A 20,999-nucleotide genomic window follows, 5' to 3' on the forward strand; every position below is an offset into this window, starting at 1 on the left:
ATATCGCACACGTACTATTTTCATCATAGATATTTCAAATATTTGGGAGGGGTTAAATCCTCCATTTTCCAAGTATTACGCTGGTTTTCTGTATCGGAAACCTCAAGAAATATGTGGGTAGAGGCAAATTTTCCTATGGATACGATGCGTTCAACACTATAAATCCAATCCCCGAAGGAAAAAACATATTCGGTTTTGTCCTTTTTGGGACTTTGCCGGATACTTCCATCCTCCAAAACAAGATTTGGAGGTTCCAAAACAGTTTTTGGCTTGTGCCAACATTGATAGCGAATTTGCCCATTGCAGAGTTCGTCCACCCGCACGGTATAGTCGGCGTTATGGCATAAGATTAGGATTTTTGGTAGGTCTGGTTCGTTTGGGGGAATAGCGATGACAGTTTTTGGTTTAGGTAGATTTGGAATTATTGAAACGAATAATAGGGCTTCGTATTGTTTATATCCGATTTCTCTTTCCCCAGTGGGCGCCATGCAGAAAGCCCAATAAGTAAAGAATAAGGCCCACAAGGCCCAAACAAATCATCTGTAAGAGGTTTATGGTTTCTAGCGTAGTCATTTTCTTGTATTTTTTTGACAAACTAAGGTGGATAAGCCATAATCGGTATTGAAAATTGACGGACACCCTATTTCAATTGATGGATACCCAGTTTCAATTGATAAATGACATTCTGTTCAATTCAGCATCTTGGGATGTTTTTTAAAATTTTCATCTTCTTGTCACCCTGTTTGGTTATTTTCATAACCTATACATAGGGACTCAACCTTTGTGTGTCACCTAAAGAAATTAACGCTTAAAACCAAACTCATGAAAAAACACATTCTCCTTTGTTTCTTAGGCCTTGGGATGGTCTTTTACAGCTCTGGACAGCGTAAGGCTTCTGGGCCAACCATCAGTAAAACCCTTTACGAGTCCATGACCTACCGGAACATTGGCCCTTTCCGTGGCGGTAGGGCTACTACCATAGAGGGTATCCCCGATGACATCTTTACCTACTATATGGGTGCCACCGGAGGTGGGGTTTGGAAAACCACTGATGGCGGTGAAACCTGGAACAATATTTCCGATGGCTACTTCAATACCACAGGTATTGGTGATATCACCGTAGCTCCATCGGATCATAATGTGGTATATGTGGGTACGGGAGAATCCTGTATCCGAGGGGTAAAGACCTCGCATGGCGACGGCATGTACAAATCCACCGACGCCGGAAAAACTTGGAAGCACTTAGGCCTCGAGGCCACCCGACATATTGGGGAGGTCTTTGTGCATCCCACCAATCCCAATAAAGTGTATGTTGCCGCACAGGGTAACCCTTATGGCACCGATGAACATCGTGGACTCTATCTTTCTGAAGATGGGGGAGCGACTTGGGAGAAAATACTGTACGTGAACGAATCCTCAGGAATTGTGGATATGACGGTGAGCCCCACCGACCCCAATTATATGATGGTGACTTCATGGGATTTTCAACGGAAACCTTGGGTGGTACAGAGTGGCGGCCCTGGAAGCAAGGTCTTCAAGACTACCGATGGCGGTAAAACTTGGAAAGAGATCACCAGTGGTCTTCCTAAGTTGATGGGAAAAATAGGGGTAGACATTTCCCCAGCCAACCCCGAGGTGGTGTATTTGGCCATTGAGGCCTTGGAACGTGAAGGCGGGGTGTATCGTTCCAACGATGCCGGGGAAACCTTTAAACAAGTTTCCAACGACCCCACCACATTTGCCCGTGCGTGGTATTATATGCACATCATTGCAGATCCCAATGACGAAGATGAAATTTGGGTGATGAACAGTCGCGCCATGAAATCCATTGATGGGGGCAAGACCTATACCGGTATGGTGGGTAGTCATGTGGACCATCATGATATGTGGATCAATCCCAACAATAGCAATGTCATAGCCAATGCCAATGACGGCGGTGCCTCCATTACCTTCAACGGTGGAAAATCGTGGTCAACCATTTATAACCAGCCCACTGGGCAATTTTATCGTGCTTTGACTGATAACGGATATCCCTATCGCGTTTATTCCGGGCAACAGGATAACAGTACCATCGCCATTGACAGTCGTAGTATGGACAATGGTATCGGACAAATGCACTGGGACATTATGCGTGCCGGTGAATCCTCCACCGTGGCGGTGGACCCGAACAATCCACGATATGTTTACTCCACTTATTTTGCGAGCCATTTTACGGAGTGGGACAGTAAAATTGACAATAACCGCATGGTGCGTCCCTATCCGGAGCGCATCAGTGGGGAGCAGCCCAAAAATCTAAAGTTGCGCGCCAACTGGAACGGCCCGGTGATGGTATCGCCCCATAACCCCAACACCATTTACTACGGTTCCCAATATGTCATGAAATCCACCGATCGTGGGGTGACCTGGGAAACCATGAGTGAGGACCTTACCCGAAACAACAAGGACCACCAAGGCAAGGGCGGTATTCCCATTTCCAATGAGCAGATTACGGCCGAAAGCTATAACAACCTCTTTAATATTGAGGAATCGCCCCTACGCGAAGGGGTGGTTTGGGTAGGTTCGGACTGCGGTTTGGTGCACGTGACCCAAGATGGCGGACAAACCTGGACCAATGTGACCCCAAAAGGCTTGAAGGAAGGCATCATCAATGTGGTGGAACCTTCGCCACACGACCCGGCCACGGCGTATTTTGCCATGGCAGGCTATAAAATGAACAATTTTACCCCCGAAATCTACAAGACCACCGACTACGGAGCCTCTTGGGAAAAAATCGTGAACGGACTCCCTGGCGATACTTTTGCCAGGAGCGTTCGCGAGGATCCTGATCGCAAAGATCTATTGTATGCGGGTACCGAAACCGGAATGTTTGTGTCCTTTAACGGGGGGAAACAATGGATGTCCTTACAGAACAACCTGCCCGAAGTGCCCATTACCGACCTTCGGGTGCAGCGCAAGGATTTGGTGGTGACCACCCAAGGCCGTGCCATTTGGATCTTGGACGATCTGACCCCGTTGCACCAAGTATCGGATGCCGTGGCCAAAGCGGACTACTACCTCTACAAGCCTAGAGATACCGATGCCTTGCTCGGCATATCCTACTCGGCACGTAACACACCGGGGCAAAACCCACCCGAGGGAGTGCAGATCCATTACGTGCTCAACAAAGAAGTGCCCAAGGACACCCCCATGTCCCTAGAGATTACGGACAGCAAGGGTGAAGTGGTCTACTCCGAGTATACCGCTGCCCCAAAAACTGAATGCAGTGCCTTTACAAAGCCCCAGTTAAAGCGAAGCGCGGGAACGCACCGTTACGAATGGGATATGGAAGTGGGCATGATTGATTGTCTTAAGGAAGTTACTGCCACCAGTCGTGGCTTGGGCGCTTACGAAGCCGCCCCGGGAAACTACAAAGTAAAACTAACCATTGGCGATTTTACCCAGACCCAGGACTTTGCCATTACCATTGATCCCCGTATAAAAATGAGCGTGGACAATGTGGAGGCCGCCTATGTGGAGCGCGATGGTATCTCCAAATCCATTTACCAAGGGGCCACCGAAATGGCCAAAGGCGTGCGTGAACTGCGCAAGATACAGCAGCAGTTGGATTTTGTATTGGACGAAACCAGCTCTGACGAGTTAAAGGCAAAGGGCAAGGAACTGGATGCCACCATTGAGGCCTGGATTGCCGAAATCTTGCAAAAAGAGCTGCGCACCCAGCAGAACAACTATATGTTTGAGGCGCGCCTTCTGGTAAAATTTAAGGGCTTTTTGGGAGATATTGGCCGCGGTAACCTGCCCGTGACCCAAGGCACCCGCGAGGTGGCCCGCGACTACCTCAAAAAATGGGACGGCCTAAAAGCGGACCTACAAAAAATTAAGACTCAGGAGGTGGCGGCTGTAAATGCCTTGATCAAGACCACCGGGCTACCGGAGCTGTACATGCCCTAAGATTTTGTTGTTGCATAGTGTTTGAAGGGGAAGGCCGAAGGGTCTTCCCTTTTTTATTACCAGTAAGGCAAACCTATAACTATTTAATTTTTAATGCCTTTTGCGGTTTTCTGTAATGAGTTACTTGTTAAAATAAATATATTTGGGTGTAAACTGGATAAATACATATTATGAGTGAATTTAGTCATGATCCGTCTGAATATATTCGTGGAATACAACAAATTCTAATTTCAGATAAGAAGAAGATTGGTTTTTTATTTGGTGCTGGAAGCTCTCTCACTAAAAAGAACGAAAAATCTCTTACAGTTCCAGCAATAGAAAAATTAACTCAAGATATCGTTACTGAATTAGGAGGTGAGGAGGCAAAGTATAAAAAAGCTTTCAACGAAATTGAAGAAGAGCTAGGTTCAAATAAATTTAACATAGAAACTATTTTATCTAACCTTGAACAAAAGGCTTTATTTATTGGTAGTGCAACCTTGAATTCCTTAAACAAGCAAGAATTCGAAGATTTAATATGTAAAATCAAGAAAGGTATTCGGGATAAAGTAAGTGTGCATCTTAAGGATGGCAGTATAGTTGACAAGGATACTGTTGTTGAATTAGTCCAGACAGATTTTGCCAACTGGATTGGACAAGCGGAGAGAAAATTTCCAATTGAAATATTTACTACAAATTATGATTTTTTGTTTGAACTTGGTTTAGAGCATAAAGAAATTGCCTATTATGATGGATTTTGCGGTAGTCTAAGGCCGTTTTTTAACCCTGAATCAGTTGAGGATTTTTCATTTTTAACCAATCAAACCAAATTGTGGAAAATTCATGGTTCACTTGGTTGGCATTTTGATAAAGATACCGAGAAAATTCTGAGAGTTAATCCAGATGACAAGGACATTTTAATATACCCATCTACATTAAAATATAAAGATTCGAAAAAACAACCTTATGAAAGTCTTTTAGACCGGCTTTCAAATTTTTTAAAGCAAGATGACGCAATATTAATCACATGTGGTTATTCATGGGGGGATGAGCATATTAATTCCAGAATTATTTCTGCTTTAAAGACCAATACAACTTCACACGTTATTGGATTGTTTTATGACAAATATGACCCCATAAATGAAGATTCGGCAGTTGTAAAAATGGCCAATGAGAATCCCAAAATTTCATTGTACGCATCAAAAAGTGCCGTTATTGGGTGCAAATACGGTGAATGGCTATTAAAATCTGAACCAACACCTGATGATACGGTAAGTCTAAATTTATATTTTGATGAAGACGCTCATTTTGATTCAAATGATGAATTAGGAGAAGAAAAAAAAGGAAAGGAGATTTGGACTGGTAAAGGTGCATTCATTTTACCAGATTTTGGCAAGCTTGTGAGTTTTTTAAATTCTATGGTTAATGAAAATGAAATAAAAAAGCTTGGAGAAAATGTCAAGAAATAGAATTACAGAAATTGGCGAGATTGACAGTATTAGCGGAAATAATATTTCAGTAAAATTATTTGATAATATTAAATCAAATATGCCCATAATCGATGGTGTCGTTTACCGTATTGGTCAGATAGGGTCATTTGTTAGAATACCCTTGGGGTATGCAAATTTATTTGGTATTGTAACTCAGATTGGCTCTGCGGCAATACCAGAAAGTTTACGCGAAGCTGTAGCTAAAGATTATGATTATTTAAAAAATAACAGGTGGATAAATATTGTACTTGCAGGCGAACAAGTCGGAAAAAAATTTGAAAGAGGAGTAACACAATACCCTACTACTGGTGATAATGTCCATTTAGTTACAATAAATGATTTGGACATTATATATGGAGGATATGAAGAAGCAAATTCGATAACAGTTGGAAATATTAGCGTATCTGAAACTTTAGATGCAAAAATAGATTTGGATAAACTTGTTTCTAGGCATTGCGCGATTGTTGGTTCAACAGGCAGCGGTAAATCTAATTCTGTTTCCGTGCTATTGCAATCAATCGCAAATAGAAACTTTCCGAGTTCACGTATTTTAGTAATTGACCCTCATGGTGAGTACAATGATGCTTTGTCAAATCATTCTAAAGTAATCGAAATCAATTCTTCAAAGGATGAAAGTAAATTGGAAATTCCTTTTTGGGCGTTGCCTTTTAATGAACTAATGAGGGTTTTTCCTGGCTCCTTATCAGATCAGAACAAAGAGTACATTAGAGAAAAAGTAGTAGAATCCAAGGTTGCAAGTGCAAAAGAAAATGGATTACCTACCCGAAAGGAGTCAATTACAGCTGATTCACCAATTCCATTCAGTATAAAAAGGCTTTGGTTTGAATTAATAGACTTCGAAAAGCAAACATTTACAGATATTGCTAGGACAGTTTTAAGCGATTTGACAGTTAACGGAAATGCAGATGATTTAATTTCTAATGAATATACTCCAGCGGGTTTAGGAAATGCAGCACCTTACTTAAATAATAAAGCAAAAGGGTTACTTGGGTTTTTAGATAGTATGAGAAATAAGTTAAATGATAGTAGTTATAGTTTTCTTTTTTCTCCCGGAAAATTAACCCCCGATTTGAATGGTAAAATAGAAGAAGATCTTGATAAGATGTTTTTTAAATGGTTAGGTGATAAGTCCCCAATTACCATTTTAGACCTATCAGGTATACCAAGTGAAATAATGTCTTCAATATCAGGAACACTATTAAAAATTATTTATGATGGATTATTTTGGGGCGCTAACACAAAAGTTGGAGGTAAAAATCAACCTTTGATGATTGTCTTGGAAGAAGCCCACAGCTATTTAAAGGCGGGTGAGCATTCAATTTCTTCCAGAACAGTTCAAATGATTGCAAAGGAAGGAAGGAAGTATGGGGTTGGTTTATTGTTAGTGACACAAAGACCTTCGGAACTAGATGAAACTGTATTAAGTCAATGTGGAACAATGGTAGCCCTAAGAATGAATAATTCGAAAGATAGAAGTCATATTAGAGCTGCAGTACAAGATGAATTACAAAGTATGGTGGATTTACTTCCAAGTTTGCGAACAGGTGAAGCTTTAATTTCCGGTGAAGCAGTAAAAATACCTTCTAGAGTTAAATTTTTTAAAATCTCCAATGCACCAAAAAGCTCAGACCCAAAACCATCAGAAAAGTGGTTGGATGAAATTGATGCACCAGAAGAAGAATATAAAAGTTTAGTAAAATCTTGGCGAAATAAAAATTATAAAACATGAGTTATCCAGAAATGATTCCGGTAGTCTCTTCTAATATCGAAAGTATCGGATATGAGGAGCAAAGTCAACAAGTATTTGTGAAATTTTTAAAGGGAGGGGTTTATGTTTATAAGGGAGTCCCGGAAAGTGAGTATCAAAACCTTTTAGTAGCACCTTCAGTGGGATCTTATTTGCATCGCAATTTCAAAAATGTGTATCCTTACGAAAGAATTGAGTAATAATGCTAAATCTAAACCAAAAGTTACGAAGAGTTGAAATAAAAGAGTTCGAAATAGAAAATGAAATTGTTTTCAATTATTTTGATCAAATACCAGCTAATGAAAGAGATGAGAAATTAATACGTACAATTTATATTGGAGTATTGGCATTGATGGAAGATCGCCTTTCAGCATTTCTTTCTAAAACCAGTAATGAGTTAGGTACTGAGTTGGAGAGTTTAAAGATGATCTTTGAAATGAAGAAAGAACTTTTTTATAAAACAACAATAAAGGGTTCTTTGGCAGAAGAGGATATTGCGGAATTTTTAAACGAATATTTTAAGGAGAGAAGAATTAAGGATGTTGCGCTCTTAACTGGCAATGAAGCTGGTAATCTGCCAAGAAACAAAACAGGAGACATCATTTGTAGGATAAATGGTGATTCGGATTTACGAATTGCAATTGAATGCAAGTTTGACAAAAGCGTTAAACTTGGCAATATTGAAAGTAAAGATGTTTTTACCCGAAAGTATGATACGGCATGGAGTCAACTCATTGAGTCTGATGCAAACAGAGCTTCAAAAGTCAGTATCATTGTTTTTGACATTTCCTTGGTAGACAATAGTATTCTCAGAATTTTTGAGAATGTGGGTTATATCAATTCCATAGGCTTTATAGCCATCATTGATTCGCAAAAAGGAGATTATTCTAATCTCGCCATTGCTTACATGCTAGCCAGGGACATTGCTATCAACGCAAAAAATGTTGATTTGGATAAAGATGTTTTGGCAATGATTGTAAATCGCATCATTAAGGACATCAATGAGATTACCAATATTAAAAGATTGGTTGAGGGCAACATAGAGAACAACAAGGCGATATTAAAACAACTAGAAAAAAGTATTTTGCTGATGGAATTCAATCAAGACTATCTCTCAAAATTCTTGAACGATGGAACATTAACCAAAAAAGATTTGCTCGATTTTTATATGGGAGAGGATGTAAAGGACAAATACAAATTAATTGAAAAAGAAATCAACGAATTGTAATCCTACAACCCCCTAATCACCTTTAAAGGCAACCCCGTATGCTTTTTAATGTCGGCATCAGACATGCCACCTTCTTTTAAAGATTTGGCCACCTCTTTAAGTCCTTCTTTTTTACCTCGTTTCCGTTCCGTTTCCAATTTAAAAGCTTCCAATTCCTGCTTTTCGGGTCCCACAATCTCAAACAATCCACTTTTGCGCAGTTCGTCCATAACACCCTGGTCTTCAAAACTGGTGTAGTCGGTCTCGGTGATCACCAAATGGTCCAGCACGTCAATCCGTAAAAATTTCCCGGCTTTCAGCATATGGTCGGTAAAGAGAATATCGGCATCCGTTACCTCGTGGTTGCCGCTGGGGTGGTTGTGCACCAAGATCAGCTTGTTGGCCAGTTTGTAGATGGCCATTCTAAAGACATCGGGCGGGTCGGCGTTTACCCGGTTGTGCGCACCAAGGCCAATGAGTTCCACAAACAAGATCTTGTTCTCGTTGTTGAGCCCCACCACCCAAAAATGCTCTTGGTTGCGGCGAATCTTGTTTTCGCGCAGCAGTATTTGCTGCATAATGGTATAAATGTCTCTGGCGTTGAGCACTTTGATCTTTTGTTCTTGGGTAAGCCGTACGTTCATGGGTAGGTGATTTGGGTCTTGGAAAGGTAAACCATGCCTGTGAAAAAACCAAGAACCACCTTTTTTGGGTGCAATACAGGCTTTGGCGTCGGGGTATGGTGCCATTTCACTATTTTAGAGACGCAGAACCAACCTCATCCATGGGCATACACCGTAAATTAACCGCCATAATGTTTACCGATGTGCAGGGGTACACCGCCATCATGCACGAGGATGAACAGCGGGCCCTCACCCTGCGGAGTAGGCACAGAAAGCTTTTTAACGAACTTACCGAAAAACACCGAGGCACCGTGGTACAATATTTTGGTGATGGCACCCTCACCGTTTTTGATAGTGCGTTGGATGCCGTGGAGTGCGCATTGGAGTTGCAAAAGGCGTTCCGCCAGGCTCCGGTGATTCCCGTTCGCATTGGCATCCACATGGGCGATATTGTCCTTTCCGAGGATGACATTATGGGCGATGCGGTGAACGTGGCCTCTAGGATAGAATCGGTGGGCGTGCCGGGCAGTGTTTTCTTTTCAGACCATGTGAACGACCAGTTGCGAAGCCATAAAAAATTTGAAACCCGATTCTTGGACGTTTTTCGTTTTAAGAATGTAAAGGAACCCGTTCCCGTTTATGCATTGGTGGACGATCAGTTGGTGGTCCCAGACCGAAAAGCCTATGTAAAGACCAAATCCCATTCCAATGTTAAGGGCATTGGAAACCGATTTTCCAATAATCGGAAGATGCTGCAATGGGGTGGTGTTTTGGTGTTGGCACTCTGTATTTTGGCTGGACTTTATTTTACATTGGCCAAAAAAGAGTTGCCCATTGCGGATGATGCGCTTCTCCGAAGCATTGCGGTACTACCGGTGCAGAATCTTACCGGGATTTCAGAAAATGATGTGTTGTGCGAAACCATTACCGATGACCTTATTGGTCAACTGTCCGATGGGGTAGGGATGATAAAGGTGGTGCCCAAATCCTTGATCCAGGATTATTTGGATCAAGGCGAACCCCTACAAAAAATGGCCGCCACCTTGAATGTGGGCTATATTTTGGAGGGTGCGCTGCATCATTCGGACAGTCTCTACAATTTGGACCTTCGCTTGGCCGATGCAATGGAGCGCATGTACCTCTGGTCCGAACGATATGACCATGTTTCTGGAGCCAATGTGGCAACAATGCTGCAATCCCAAGCAAGCGGTGCCATTGCCTCAGAATTGAATGCCCATTACCGGGACAGGGAAAAAAGCAGCGCCCAAAACCTGGCCATGGACAACAAGAATGTAAATGAGTTGTTGGCCCGTGCTGATGCCCTCACCGATAAAATGGACAAGGAATCCATGTACCAAGCCATGCCGTTGTATCAAAAAGTGATCCAGTTGGAGCCCAACAGGGCCGAAGGCTATATGGGATTGGCCCGCATCTATACCATTGGTGGAATGATCTGGGGTTTTTTTAAACAAGAGGAATCGAGAACTAGAGCCGCCGATTACCTGGAAAAATCCATAGCGCTGAAACCAACCTTGGAGGCTTCGCAATATCTGTTGGTCAGCAAGTTTTTCTTTGAACATGATTTTGAGTATTCGGAGGAACATTTGTCACTAGTGGCCATATTGCCACCCTTTCCCGATGGGGCTTTCTACTCGGTTTATAACAATATGCTGGGTCGTTTTGACGAAAGCATTCATTATGCGGAAAACTACATTGACCGTTTCCCGGATGCGGGCAATGGATTTGCGCAGATGATACGCGCCTATTTTCTCGTTGGCGATTGGGCCAAGGCGGACAGTTTGATGAACCGTTGCGACAGTCGCTTCAAACATGACCTGTTCTATACCCGTGATGTGGCCATGGTACACCTAAACATGGGCAATATGGAGTCCTTTATGGAAATGAATAACATCCTTAAAACTAATTTTCTGGACAATGCTGCGGTGCATCTCTATTATGATGCCATTGAAATGTACTACAAAGAGGAAAATCCCAGCAAGATTCAGGAAAAACTGAATCTTTTGGAAGATCAATACAACATGGGCATGTCAGGTTCCCCTGCATGGTTTTTGGCCATGTACCATTTCTACATCAAGGATGATGAAACCGGTTTTCAGTGGTTGCAAAAATCCTTCGACCGCAAAGACGTGGAAATGCTCTGGCTAAAGACCGAATACATCTTACAGCGATTCAAAAAAGCCCAAGACCCAAGGTATACCAAGCTTTACAATCAGATGCATTGGCCTGAATAAGCCAACCCAACACCCTTCACCCAACACCCCTTTTACCCCGCAAGGAAAATCGTCCATTTAGTGGCGAGGTTCGTCCATTTTATCCCGTTGTAGATCACTTCAACTTTGTACCATAAAATTTAAGTATAACATTTTTAAGTACAACACCATGAAAAATTTATTCAACACATTCGTAATTTTTACAACAGGAATTATGGGCGTTTTTGCCCAATTACCAGAACCGGGTTTTACCATCGATGAGCATACTGCCATTGTAATCACAGACCCACAAAACGACTTTCTCAGTCCCGATGGCGTGGCTTGGGGAGCCGTAGGCCAGAGCGTACAGGAGAACAACACCATTGAGAACCTGGAAACGATTTTTAAGTTAGCCGAAGAACACAACATCCCCGTTTTTGTATCCCCACACTATTACTACGAGCACGACCATGTTTGGAAGTTTGAGGGGACCTTGGAGAAACTCATGCACAACATTACCATGTTTGATCGTGGTGACCAATTGAACGTTGAAGGGTTTGAAGGTTCCGGCGCCGACTGGTTGCCCCGCTACAAAAAGTACATCAACAAAGACAGGGTAGTGGTGACCAGCCCACACAAGGTTTTTGGTTCAGAAAGCAACGACTTGGCCCTTCAATTGCGCAAGCAAAAAATTGACAAGGTGATCTTGGCAGGGATGTCCGGTAACCTTTGTGCCGAATCGCACATGAGGGAACTCGTGGAGAACGGTTTTGAGGTTGCCATGGTGGGCGATGCCACTGCTTCGGCCAAACTCCCAGGATTGGACGGCGACCAAGCTGCCCAGACCAATTACAAAATGATTTCAAGCAAAGTGTTTACCACCCAAGAATTGGTAAGTGAGCTAAAAATGCACAAGAAATAAAAAGACAATGTTTAAGGAGAAGTGTGATGGTGCGGTTGAATGACAAAGAGGGTGTCTAAAAAGTAATAATAGTTTGAGTTTGTCAGTTCGAGCGCAGTCGAGAACTTAAAGTATGTTGATAGCCTATTGGGTTTCGACTGGGCTCAACCTGACAGAGAACAAGCTTTTTAGACAATACCCTCTTTGTTTTTTCAGAATAAGTCCATTTCGGGAAAAATGTCCAAGAGGAGGTGAAGTTTGTCCATTTTATCCCAGCCGCCCGCGCTGCACCTTTGTACCATCAATAATTCATAACAAAAAAGACAAGACTATGACACGTTTACAAGCATTAGATCCAAAGGAAGCCACCGGGCAATCAAAGGAATTGTTCAACGGCATCCAGAGCAAATTGGGAATGGTTCCCAACATGATGCGCACCATGGGGAATTCCCCAGCCGTATTGCAAGGGTACCTCAACCTAAGCGACGCCTTGAGCAAAGGTTCCTTGGGTGGTCGATTGGGCGAACTGATCGCCTTGACCGTAGCCGAAGCCAACACCTGCAATTACTGTTTGTCCGCTCATTCCTTTATCGGAGAGAAATTGGTGCTCATTGATACCGATACCCTGCACATGGCCCGCGAAGGGAAAAACAAAGACCCAAAAGTGGCCGCTGCGCTGTTTTTTGCCCAAACCTTGGTGGAAAAACGCGGAAGAGTAAGCTCTGACGATGTTGAGACTGTAAAAGCCGCTGGTTACACCGATGGCGAAGTGGGGGAAATCGTGGCACATGTGGCCTTGAACGTATTCACCAATTATTTCAATAACACGGCCAACACTGCTATCGATTTTCCGGTGGTGGAAGCAGAAACTGTGTAATCCATAATCACATTTATATAATCCAAAATCATGAAAACAATGAAAAATGTAGTTCTTTTGGCAATGGCCCTAGTTTGGGGAATTGCCGCACAAGCCCAAGTTGACCCCGTAAACAAGGATGGCGTAGCCATTGGCGGGTATGATGTCGTATCCTATTTCTCTGGCGAGGCAAAACAAGGCAACAAAACCTATGCCGCCAAGCACGATGGGGTAACCTATTACTTTGCCAGCAAGGCCAACAAAGCCACCTTTACCCAATCGCCCAGTATGTATGTACCCCAATTTGGCGGGTATTGCGCTTGGGGTGTTGGTGAAAAGCAAGCTAAGTTTCCCATCAACCCTGAAACATTTGATGTGATCGACGGCAAACTCTATCTGTTTTTCAATGGTGATTTCAATGGGGAGCCTTTTAACACCTTCCCAGATTGGAGTGCCCGTACTTCCGAGTTGAAGAAAGCGGCGCACGACAGTTGGCCAAAGGTTAAGAACAGTAAATAATTCACTTAGGGCAAGTTGCTATGGCAGCTTGCCCTTTTTTCATCTTAAAAACACATAAAATGGCAATAGAACAAAAATTTCCGTTACCTCCTTTTACCGAGGAAACGGCCAGAGAAAAAGTACAGTTGGCCGAGGATGCCTGGAACAGCCAAGACCCTGAAAAAGTGTCCAAAGCCTATACCGTGGACACCGAATGGCGCAACCGTTCCCAGTTTGTTAATGGACGGGAAGAAGTGGTCGCTTTTTTGAGTGACAAGTGGAAAAAGGAAAAAAATTACAAGTTGAAGAAAGAACTTTGGGCTTTCACCGACAATAGAATAGCAGTTCGTTTTGAATACGAATACCAAAATGCCGAAGGAGCGTGGTTTCGCGCGTATGGAAACGAGAATTGGGAGTTCAACGAACATGGGCTGATGCAGAAACGCTACGCCAGTATCAACGACCTGCCGATCACCGAAACCGAACGACGGCTTTAAGCAGTTATAGTACATTGTCACTTCGAGCTGTCATCCTGAGCGCAGTCGAAGGAGACGTCGAGAAGTCTTGTATCTCACTAGCATAAAATAAGGTCTCGACTGCGCTCGACCTGACAACTTGATTATTAATATTCAACCTATAAAACCAAACATGGATATTTTCAACACCAACACACTCATCAACGAACAGACTGGAAACCTTGCCTTTAAACTCTCCAATTTTGAGGACGATTGCCAGTTTTGTTCCTTACAACGACTCAATCACTATTCCTTGATTTGGATAAAAAAGGGGAGTGGCACCGCCAAAATAGATTTCGCTGAGTTTGATTTTACGGCTGACACCCTGTTTGCGCTAACGCCCTACCAACCTTTTAGTCTTTTGGAAAAGGAAAAAATAGAGGGTGTGGTGTTGAATTTTCATCCTGATTTTTTCTGCATCCATAAACACCAAGAACAGGTGGCCTGCAACGGGGTGCTGTTCAACAACATCTACAGTCCGCCGTATTTTTGTGTGGATGATTCCATCCGAAGCAATTTTGAAATGGTACTGGAGCAAATGCGCACTGAAGTACAAAAAGCGGAGATGGCTCAGTACGATTTACTGCTGTCATACTTGAAAATTTTCTTGATTACCGCCTCCCGGGCCAAGGCCAAACAACAACCCGAGTCGTTAAAAGACACCCCGGATGAAAAAGAGCCGTTCATTATTCAAAATCTAAAGGACCTTATTGAAACCCACTTTAAAAGCAAACATTCAGCAGGGGAGTATGCCGATTTGTTGAACATCAGTCCAAAGGCGTTGGCCAAAATTACCAAGAACCATTTCAACAAGACCATGACCAATTTGATTTCGGAACGTATCATCATTGAGGCCAAACGGGAGCTGTATCTCACCAATAAATCCGTAAAGGAGATCGCTTTTGATTTGGGGTATGATGATGAGCACTATTTCAGTCGCTTTTTTAAGAACAATGCCGACATTTCTCCCAAAGTATATCGGGACACTGTTGGTTTTGCCCGGGCCATGGCGTGATGCTGATTGATGATGTTGATAAAAATTCAATAAAATTGTATTTTCTTTGAGGTGGTGAATCATCAAACGAAAAAGCATGAATACAGCAAACCCCGAAGTTGACGAGTATATATCCGAAGGATGCGGCCGTTGCGACTTGGTGGGCACACCAGATTGCAAGGTGCAGACTTGGCAAGAGGAAATCAAAGCATTGCGCAGACTTTTATTGGAATGCGGTCTTACCGAAGAACGGAAATGGGGTTCGCCTTGTTATACCTTTAACGGCAAGAATGTGGTAATGATTGCCGCTTTTAAAGATAATTGCTCCCTCAGCTTTTTAAAAGGAGTCTTGTTGAAAGATAATCAGGGTATTTTGGAAAAACCCGGTGAAAATTCCCAATCCGTACGGTTTGCTCGCTTTACCGATGTGAAACAGATTACGGACCAGTGGAATATCTTAAAACAGTATGTTTTTGAGGCCATTGAGGTTGAAAAAGCGGGATTGGAGGTAAAAAAGAAAGACATATCGGAACACGATGTGCCTGAAGAGCTACAAGCCAGAATAGATAATGACCTTGATTTTAAAGCAGCTTTTGAAGCATTGACACCGGGACGTCAGCGTAGCTATTTCATACACATTTCCCAGGCAAAACAATCTCAAACCCGGGAGAACCGAATTGAAAAGTGCATTCCCAAAATCAGGGCGGGAAAAGGATACAATGAGTATTAAATGGTTACAGGAAGCCTGTGGCATAATCACCTAAGTTCTTTTGCAAGAGCCTGAAAATTTATCAAACGCCTAAATTTTTAAGATAAAATCGAGGAATTCACTAAAAGTGGAGTTGAATAGTCCAGATGGGGCGTTCTGTTCGTAACTTATACAGACTATCGGCTAACCTAAAAATTCCACATGAATCAGCCCTCTAAAAAATGGCTCTTTCCATTATTGTTTTTCCTTATACTGTCGCTTGTATCCCATGGTCAAGAACAGAATACGTTTGAAGGCCCTCTACAAGTTGGGCCCTATTCTGGAAAAGCAACCTATCAATACATCATTTCTGAATTGGACACCGTTTTGGATGGTGACTTTCAACTACAGAAATCCAATTTGGAGACTTTAATGGAAAAGGAAGATTCATCCTTCCTTTTTTCTGGTGTTTTTGACGAAGGAGTGGCCAATGGCCCTTGGCAATTCCAATTTGGAGAATTCAAGACCAATAGCCAAAGCCAAGTGGTGGATTATGAATATCGGGTCTTGGTCAGTGGTCGTCAAGAAGTTGGAGCAGGGGAGATGGTAGAAGGAAAACCTGACGGGCCATGGACGTACACCATAAATCAAATCAAGGATTCTGAGATTGAGAAAGTCCTTTTTAAGAGTACTATTTCTTTTGACAACGGGGTTCCTCAACAAAGCTTCCAAATAGAAAACGATAGCAGCGTTTTGGTTGGGCGGTTTTTGCGAAACGGTCTGGCTCACGATGAGTGGTCGTTTTATGCTACCGAGGCCGTTGAAGATACTGAGAACTGGTTTTTTGAAGATGGGTTGCTGCGTCGTATTGAACTTAATTCTGATGGAACCTCAAGGACGGCTTCCATCTTCGACGGTGATGCATCAGACTACCAAACCATTCCATTGAACACTAAGTATTTTGCTTTGCTGGATGCTGTTTTAAATAATGATTTGGGCCAAAGCCAGATAGTTCATTTGTTGGAACAGAACATAGGCTACTACACAAAAATGGACGAGGTCCTTTCCCATTTGGACTCACCCGGAATCGCGGCCAATATGAAGGTGAGGGTTACTCACTATCCTTTGGACTCACTTCAAAATGCGACACTGGAGCAAATCGCTTCGGGATACAAAACGGCGGCGAAGTTAAGCGATGCCATTTTAAAGAACAGTCACCTAAATATTGTAAAGCGTACCGACCCTGAAGCTCTTTTCTTTTATAAGGTAACCGAAAAGATAAGCCAAGAGTTCTTGGAACCTCTGGGAATCATGGCAGGATACATCGCAAATGATATTGTCCAATATCAGGAAATCCCATCGGTTTTGGAGCGACTTTGGCCTAATGGAAAACCTGAAAAGGAAATTGTAGTATCGTCTGAAACAGCAGAGGGGCAACGTACATTCAGTTTGCCGAGTTCGGAAGAATTTGGATACGAGGGCAATGATTTGCTGTCCATTGTGGCTTTGGGTACCTATGCCAGAATGAGCTTGGAATATATCAAGGGGTCGCTATCCTCAAGGTTGACAAATGAGGAACAACTCCAAATGTTAAACGGACTGGAGGAGGAACTGATTGCTCTGAACAATGCATTGGAACAGAAAATAGATTCCCTGCCAAGCACGTTTCCCGGCGAATACAAAGATGCCTTGGTAAGCATGAAGAAGGTGGCAGATAGTTCGTTGACCACCTATTCGTCAATTGAAGAGCCCAATGCGAAATTGGAATATGGTCAAGGCGCAAAAACATGCCTTTCGCAATTAAATAGTCTAGCCAGTTCTGTGGCCAGTCTTCCTCAACAAAGTCAGGAAATCCAAAAAAAATATACCGATGCCGTTTGGAACCCTTTTATGGCCAATGTCATGGAGGAAGAAGTCAAAAAGCGGATTGTGAACGCCTATGAAGATGTTTTGATTCCCTACTTCATTACAAACATTATCCAAGAACTTCAATGTGACAATGCGGGTACCCTAAACGATCAAATGGAACATGCCTATCAACGTATGTTGGAGCTTCGGGATGAGGACACCAAAAAATTGGAGCGTAAGCTAAGGCGGGAAAAACGCCCAAAAGAAGTTTTACAATTGCTGCACCAGCAATCAACCTCTAAAAACCAATAAGCATGATGAGTAGCGGAAAAAGCTTTTTGGTGATTTTTATGGTCGTTAGCGGGTTTGTAAGTACGGTTTTCGCACAAGAATCGGAGCCAGAAGTCTTGCCCGAATATTCAAAATACAAAGACCCAAAGACCAAAGTTTGGTTCAATACCTACGGAAATATTCGGATTGGGAAACGTTTCTTTTGGGATGCCCAGACCCATTTTAGGTTTGAGGAGACAGAAAGCACCCCTTTTATGGGACAAATTGGTCAAATTTATAACCGACATGCGATTGGTTATATCTTTTCCAAAAAGACCAATGTGAGTTTGGGTGGGGTAGTGCGTATCAATTTTAATACGGATGAAGACTCAGAAGACCGAAATGTTGTCCCAGAATGGCGTATCTGGCACCAATACCAATTTGCGATGCCTTTTTATTCGGCCATGCTATATCACCGGATACGGATAGAGCACCGTTGGACCCAAGGTTTTGCCGAGGACAGTGAATATATTTTTAGAAACCGTTGGCGATATATGTTTCGGGCTAAAATCCCATTGAACGACCATAAACTGCAACCCAAGACATTCTACATTTCTCCAGAGGCAGAACTTATCATGCAGAGCGGAAAAGAAGTGGTAGACAGTCCTATGGAAGACCTTCGTTTGACCACAACCATAGGATATATTGCCACCCCTAGGTTGACCTTTGCCGCTGGATTGATGTACTCCCAAGGTCAGGAGTTGTACAATGGAGGCTATTACAAGCAATCTTGGACCATGCGCTTTCATGTGTATTTCTCGCCCGACTTTAGAAGGGTAAAAAATAAATTGCCGGACATCCATTTAACCGATTGATACGTATCTAGAGTGAACCAAACAAAAAGTACTGTGAAAATGAAAAAATTCATTCCTTTTATTCTTTTGGCCATTTTTACACTTGGAATGCTGTTTTTTGTTACTAAATCCCTTCAATTGCAGAAGGAATTAGCACAAGTCTCAGGTGAAAACAAGATTATTTCAGATAAATTAAACGAGTACGAACGATTGACGGAAATAGACTCCGTGTTGCTTCAGGGCGATTATGATGCCGCCATCGCTTCCTATAGTGCTTCCATGAACGCTGCCAAGGAGCACAATAATATTATTCCATTGCGAATTGCCTTGGCCGAAAAATTGAGGAATAACAATACCCAGAAGAAAACCATTCCAGATAGCATTGTTGCCCATCTGGATTCGCTCCCCAATTCGAATTCAAATTGGAATGAAGAGGTGGCCGTTAGAAAATATGACTCCCTTAATTTTTCCCTTGAAAAGACCAAAGTGCAGTTGGCCCGTGTAAAAAAGCAGCTTATGCAAAAATCCTTTGGTGAATATCTTACCTTCAAAAGCAAAAAGGGAAGCCAAATGCACTACATCGGTCAGGTGAAGGATGGGAAGGCCCATGGTTTTGGGGTGGCCCTATTGGATACCGGGAGCCGGTATGAAGGGCAGTGGAAAAACAACCAGAGGCATGGAGAGGGCACCTTCTATTGGCCTGATGGGGAATATTATGTGGGCAACTACACCAATGACAAGCGAAGTGGACATGGTTCTTATTACTGGCCCAATGGCGAAAAATATACCGGTGAGTGGAAGGATGACAAGCGTAGTGGTTCCGGGAAGTTTTACGATGCCGATGGTGGTGTGGTCGCAGGAGGGGAGTGGAGCGATGACAAACTGGTGGAGCTCAATGAAAAATAACAGCTCCGACGCTTAAATTTTACAACTTCTTTTTTGGGTATGTCCTAGGGGTTCAGACCATCAAAATCTTGAGGAACTGAACCTATACTATTGTTTGTTGAAAAAATAAGGGGCTTCCTTAGATTCAGCACAAGCAGCTATAATTCTTTCGTTTTTTTGTAGTCTTTTGATTACCGAAAGCCTTTTTTGACTACCTTAAAGCTCTAATAATCAAATTTTTATCGAAAATGAAAAAAGCACTAGCCATTTTGCTGCTGCTTCTTTTTCTATTGCTGACTTGGTATAGTTGGGGATGGTATAAAGATGCAGTGGTGTGTTGTCCAGAGGAGGTCATGGAAGAACCCATGTACGGTCCTCTGATTTTTGATTGTACCACGGGGGAAGTCATTACCAATGACTTATGGCCCGACAAAAAGGCTGAAATTTTAGCTGAGCAAAAGAGGGGTAAACAACTTCTTTTGGTTGGGCCTTACTTTACTTCTGAAACTGAAAGCGATGGTAGGGCAAGGGCAGAAAAAGTAAAAGCCCTGTTTGATGAAATTTCACCAGAAGACATTCATACGGGTGCTCGGGCTGCGGGTGATTGCGAAGTTGCAAAAACCCACATGCTTCACGAATTGAGGTATAAATGGGTTACGCGTAACGCGGATGTCATTGAACATTTGGACCACACCAAGATTTTTTACAAGTACGATTCCGATGAAGAAATCACCAGTGAGTCCACATTGGCTTATTTTGAAGAGTTGGCGGAGTTCCTAATAAGTTCTGGAGATGAAATTTCAATCACGGGTTATACCGACTCGGATGGAGAGGAAGCGTATAATATGGAACTCGGACTCAAGCGCGCCCAAGAATATAAAGAACATTTGATGAGCCTTGGCGTAGAAGAGGGGAAAATTACAGTGGACTCCAAAGGAGAAGCCGACCCTTGGAAACCGAATGACACGGAAGAGAATAAAAAATGGAATCGTCGTGTTGAAATTAAAATAATCGACTAAACTTTTAAAAATACAATTATGGCATTACAAATAAATACAACAGCATGTGATGGTTCAGACGTGTTTTGGGCCTGGATATTATGGTTATTGGCCGCTTTTATTCTTGGCTTGATCTTAGGATGGCTATTAAAACAAATTTTTGGTAGTGGTTCCGCATCCAATAGAACAGACGATCTCACAAGAGTGGAAGGCATTGGCCCAAAAATAGAAGGCTTGCTCAACAACAAGGGCATTAAAAATTACCATCAGCTGTCCAATACTTCAGTGGACGTTTTGGAGAAAATCATTGAGGAAGGAGGGCCTGCGTTCACCACCCATAGAGGGATGACCAAAACCTGGCCAGCTCAAGCCAAATTGGCTGAAATTGGCCAATGGGAAGAACTCCAAAAATGGCAGGATGTTCTAAAAGGAGGAGTATAATCTGATTGAATAATCATGTTTAATGG

General features: G+C 42.7%; 19 protein-coding genes. 17 read left to right on the plus strand and 2 right to left on the minus strand.

Features of this window, described 5'->3' with window-relative positions; translation table 11 throughout:
* Positions 1–23: 23 nt before the first annotated feature.
* Entirely contained in the window at positions 24–488 is a 465-nt protein-coding gene (locus J0X14_RS12805) for a hypothetical protein (RefSeq protein ID WP_207098191.1), read from the minus strand.
* A 334-nt stretch (positions 489–822) separates the two neighbouring features.
* Here J0X14_RS12805 and J0X14_RS12810 point away from each other — a divergent pair, with 334 nt between their 5' ends.
* From J0X14_RS12810 to J0X14_RS12830, 5 genes are all read left to right on the plus strand, one after another.
* Positions 823–3,948, plus strand: coding sequence for a WD40/YVTN/BNR-like repeat-containing protein (locus J0X14_RS12810; protein WP_207098192.1), 3,126 nt, complete (start codon positions 823–825; stop codon positions 3,946–3,948).
* Positions 3,949–4,118: 170 nt separating this feature from the next.
* Entirely contained in the window at positions 4,119–5,396 is a 1,278-nt protein-coding gene (locus J0X14_RS12815) for an SIR2 family protein (protein WP_207098193.1), read from the plus strand.
* Positions 5,383–7,167, plus strand: coding sequence for an ATP-binding protein (locus J0X14_RS12820; RefSeq protein WP_207098194.1), 1,785 nt, complete (start codon positions 5,383–5,385; stop codon positions 7,165–7,167). Before J0X14_RS12815 ends, J0X14_RS12820 begins: the two co-directional genes overlap by 14 nt.
* The gene (locus J0X14_RS12825) at positions 7,164–7,385 is read left to right on the plus strand and encodes a KTSC domain-containing protein (RefSeq protein WP_207098195.1); all 222 of its coding nucleotides are present in this window, start codon (positions 7,164–7,166) and stop codon (positions 7,383–7,385) included. Before J0X14_RS12820 ends, J0X14_RS12825 begins: the two co-directional genes overlap by 4 nt.
* 2 nt (positions 7,386–7,387) lie before the next feature.
* A complete protein-coding gene (locus J0X14_RS12830) occupies positions 7,388–8,413 on the plus strand; it encodes a hypothetical protein (RefSeq protein WP_207098196.1) in 1,026 nt (341 codons plus the stop codon).
* 2 nt (positions 8,414–8,415) lie between these two features.
* On the opposite strand, the gene J0X14_RS12835 is transcribed toward J0X14_RS12830, so the two are convergent.
* Complete coding sequence (locus J0X14_RS12835; protein ID WP_242528023.1) at positions 8,416–9,141, minus strand: JAB domain-containing protein; 726 nt, start codon at positions 9,139–9,141, stop codon at positions 8,416–8,418.
* 35 nt (positions 9,142–9,176) lie between these two features.
* Here J0X14_RS12835 and J0X14_RS12840 point away from each other — a divergent pair, with 35 nt between their 5' ends.
* The 12 genes from J0X14_RS12840 to J0X14_RS12895 all read left to right on the plus strand — a co-directional run bounded on the left by J0X14_RS12840 (position 9,177) and on the right by J0X14_RS12895 (position 20,973).
* Positions 9,177–11,267 (plus strand): adenylate/guanylate cyclase domain-containing protein, encoded by a 2,091-nt coding sequence (locus J0X14_RS12840; protein ID WP_207098197.1) that lies wholly within the window; start codon positions 9,177–9,179, stop codon positions 11,265–11,267.
* Positions 11,268–11,415: 148 nt separating this feature from the next.
* On the plus strand, positions 11,416–12,147 hold the full coding sequence (locus tag J0X14_RS12845; protein WP_207098198.1) for a cysteine hydrolase: 732 nt from the start codon (positions 11,416–11,418) through the stop codon (positions 12,145–12,147).
* Positions 12,148–12,457: 310 nt separating this feature from the next.
* Positions 12,458–13,003: a carboxymuconolactone decarboxylase family protein gene (locus tag J0X14_RS12850; protein WP_207098199.1), complete on the plus strand. Its 546-nt coding sequence runs from the start codon at positions 12,458–12,460 to the stop codon at positions 13,001–13,003.
* Between the two features lie 39 nt (positions 13,004–13,042).
* On the plus strand, positions 13,043–13,501 hold the full coding sequence (locus J0X14_RS12855) for a YHS domain-containing (seleno)protein (RefSeq protein ID WP_207098200.1): 459 nt from the start codon (positions 13,043–13,045) through the stop codon (positions 13,499–13,501).
* Between the two features lie 59 nt (positions 13,502–13,560).
* On the plus strand, positions 13,561–13,977 hold the full coding sequence (locus J0X14_RS12860) for a nuclear transport factor 2 family protein (RefSeq protein WP_207098201.1): 417 nt from the start codon (positions 13,561–13,563) through the stop codon (positions 13,975–13,977).
* Positions 13,978–14,128: 151 nt separating this feature from the next.
* A complete protein-coding gene (locus tag J0X14_RS12865; protein ID WP_207098202.1) occupies positions 14,129–15,010 on the plus strand; it encodes a helix-turn-helix domain-containing protein in 882 nt (293 codons plus the stop codon).
* Positions 15,011–15,086: 76 nt separating this feature from the next.
* Positions 15,087–15,719: a YdeI/OmpD-associated family protein gene (locus J0X14_RS12870; protein ID WP_207098203.1), complete on the plus strand. Its 633-nt coding sequence runs from the start codon at positions 15,087–15,089 to the stop codon at positions 15,717–15,719.
* Positions 15,720–15,899: 180 nt separating this feature from the next.
* Positions 15,900–17,837 (plus strand): hypothetical protein, encoded by a 1,938-nt coding sequence (locus tag J0X14_RS12875; RefSeq protein WP_207098204.1) that lies wholly within the window; start codon positions 15,900–15,902, stop codon positions 17,835–17,837.
* Between the two features lie 2 nt (positions 17,838–17,839).
* Entirely contained in the window at positions 17,840–18,670 is an 831-nt protein-coding gene (locus J0X14_RS12880) for a DUF2490 domain-containing protein (protein ID WP_207098205.1), read from the plus strand.
* Between the two features lie 39 nt (positions 18,671–18,709).
* Positions 18,710–19,555: an MORN repeat-containing protein gene (locus tag J0X14_RS12885; protein ID WP_207098206.1), complete on the plus strand. Its 846-nt coding sequence runs from the start codon at positions 18,710–18,712 to the stop codon at positions 19,553–19,555.
* A 227-nt stretch (positions 19,556–19,782) separates the two neighbouring features.
* Positions 19,783–20,553 carry an OmpA family protein gene (locus J0X14_RS12890; RefSeq protein WP_207098207.1) on the plus strand — a complete coding sequence of 257 codons (771 nt, stop codon included), beginning with the start codon at positions 19,783–19,785 and terminating at the stop codon, positions 20,551–20,553.
* An 18-nt stretch (positions 20,554–20,571) separates the two neighbouring features.
* Positions 20,572–20,973 (plus strand): hypothetical protein, encoded by a 402-nt coding sequence (locus J0X14_RS12895; RefSeq protein WP_207098208.1) that lies wholly within the window; start codon positions 20,572–20,574, stop codon positions 20,971–20,973.
* Positions 20,974–20,999 lie beyond the last annotated feature (26 nt).

Source organism: Allomuricauda sp. CAU 1633 (genome assembly GCF_017313225.1).
GTDB lineage: Bacteria > Bacteroidota > Bacteroidia > Flavobacteriales > Flavobacteriaceae > Flagellimonas.